3 protein-coding genes are annotated in these 2,074 nt (G+C 76.4%); 1 reads left to right on the top strand and 2 read right to left on the bottom strand.

Features of this window, described 5'->3' with window-relative positions:
* Nucleotides 1-590: Rv1733c family protein (locus tag AB0J52_RS37790; RefSeq protein ID WP_500187787.1), on the top strand; the 590-nt coding region annotated here is incomplete at its 5' end.
* 43 nt (nucleotides 591-633) lie between these two features.
* On the opposite strand, the gene AB0J52_RS37785 is transcribed toward AB0J52_RS37790, so the two are convergent.
* Nucleotides 634-1,176, bottom strand: coding sequence for a MarR family winged helix-turn-helix transcriptional regulator (locus AB0J52_RS37785; protein ID WP_500187785.1), 543 nt, complete (start codon nucleotides 1,174-1,176; stop codon nucleotides 634-636).
* On the bottom strand, nucleotides 1,173-2,074 hold a 902-nt coding region (locus AB0J52_RS37780; protein ID WP_500187784.1), incomplete at its 5' end, for an MFS transporter. The genes AB0J52_RS37785 and AB0J52_RS37780, both read right to left, overlap by 4 nt.

The raw sequence follows: 2,074 nt of genomic DNA, 5'->3' as shown, positions 1-2,074 counted from the left end.
CGGCCGGCGCGCGGACGCTCCGGTGGGCGCGCCGAGCGGGCCTGCTGCCGAGCGAGCTGCGCCGTCCGGTCGACCGCGTCCAGCGCGCCGTCGCGTTCGTGCTGCTCGGGCTGGCGCTGGTCGCCGTCCCGCTCGCGGCCGTGACGTGCGCGCGCTGGTCGTACCGGGCCGGGATGCAGGCGGAGCACACCGAGCGCGCCGCCCGCTACCGGACGGTCGCGACCGCCGAGGCGGTCGGTGTCGGCTCGACCGGCGACCGCTACGTCCACCAGGCGCTGCGCGCCCGCTGGACGGCCCCGGACGGCAGCTCCCGCGTCGGCGTCCTGACGAGCTGGAAGGACGCCAAGGCCGGGTCGCGGCACGCGATCTGGGTCGATGTGAAGGGCACGGCCACGACGCCGCCGCGTCCGCACGGCCGGACGGTCACCGACGCGGGGTACGCCGCGACCGGCGCGGGCCTCGCCGTCGTGCTCCCGCTCCTCGGCGTCTACCTGCTCGTCCGCCGCCGCTGCGACCGCCACCGCGACGACCTGTGGGACGCCGCCTGGGCCCGCATGGACACCGACGCCGGCCACAACCGCCCGTCCTGACCCGGCGGTCCGCCCGAGAGCGGGCGGACGGGAACCGGGCGGGTCAGAACTCGGGCGACCAGGCGGGTGCGGGCGGCTGCTCCCCGGTTCCGGTCCCGGGGCCGGTGAGGATGCGGACGACGATGCGGTCGAGCGCGGCGAGGTCGTCCGGCGGCAGTTCGTACATCGCGGGCGGCGGGGTGCCGAGGATCGCCTCGGCCTCGGCGGCGGCCGCCAGGCCCGCCTCGGTCGCGCGGACGAGCTTGGACCGCCGGTCGGACGGGTTCGGGATGCGCTCGACCAGGCCGCGCTCGGTCAGGTCGTCCACCACGAGGGTCGTGTAGGGGCGGTCGGTGAGCAGCTCGCTCGCCAGGTCGCGCAGGGCGACGGGCCCGCGCGCGACGCGGCGCAGCGCCTTGATGCGGAAGAAGCTCATGCCGAGTGCCTCGGTCACCTGGCGACGCCGGTCGCCGTGCGTGTGGAGCAGCTCGTGCAGGTGCTTCCAGGTGCGCCGGACCGGATCGGACTCGGCGTCCGCGCCAGCGGCCGCGGTGTGGGACGGGGACGGCGCGTGCCCGGAGTCCGGTGCGGACGGATCGCTGGTCATGTGGTGGTCACCGGGCTCCTGGCCGTGTCGGTCGCGGTGAGTGCGGCGGCCCGCTCCGCGGTACGGGCGGCGCGGCGTCCGGTGGTGATGGTACCCAGGAGCAGCACCGCCACCGCGCATCCCGCCATGATCCAGTAGGCGGGCCGGGCGGCGTCCACGAAGCCCGCGCTCGCCACGGCCCCGCCTCCCTGTCTCCCGCCTCCCTGTCCCGCGCCGCCGTGCGCCGACGCGCCCGCGACCCCGATGACCGCGCCGAAGACGGCGACGCCGAGGGCCTGGCCGATCTGGCGGCTGGTGGACGCGACCGCCGCGGCGACCCCCGCCTGGGCGCGCGGCATCCCGGACACGGCGGTGTTGGTGATCGGCGAGTTCACCATGCCGAACCCGAACCCGAACAGCGCGTAGGCGGCGAACAGGGTCGCGTCGTGGGTCTCGCCGTCGAACACGGCGAACAGCAGCGCGCTGGCCAGCATCGTCACCCCGGCGAGCTGGAGCGGGAGGCGCGGGCCCCGCGATCCGGTGAGGCGTCCCGACAGCGGCGCTACCACGCCGGTCACCGCCGCCATCGGCAGCAGGTACAGCCCGGCGTGCAGCGCGCTCAGCCCCCGGACGCTCTGCAGGTAGATCGAGTTGAGGAACAGGAACCCGGCGAGCGCCGCGAACCCGCTGATCGCGATGAGGGTCGCCCCGGAGAACGGCAGGCTGCGGAAGAACCGGACGTCGATCAGCGGCTCGTCCGCGCGCAGCGCGTGCGCGACGAACAGGGCGAGCGCGGCGGCGGCGACCGCCGCGCAGCCGAGCACGCGCCCGGACGTCCAGCCGAGCGCGGCCCCCTCGATGATCAGCCCGCCCAGCGGCCGTACGGCTTGCCGAGTTCCTGCACGTCGGCGGGGGTGAG

It is taken from the genome of Spirillospora sp. NPDC049652 (genome assembly GCF_040675125.1).
GTDB lineage: Bacteria > Actinomycetota > Actinomycetes > Streptosporangiales > Streptosporangiaceae > Spirillospora.
This window is presented reverse-complemented; position numbering and strand designations above follow the sequence as displayed.

Excerpts from the sequence above, each read along its gene's own strand:
- AB0J52_RS37785 (WP_500187785.1), bottom strand. The coding sequence starts at position 1,176 with ATGACCAGCGATCCGTCCGCACCGGACTCCGGGCACGCGCCGTCCCCG.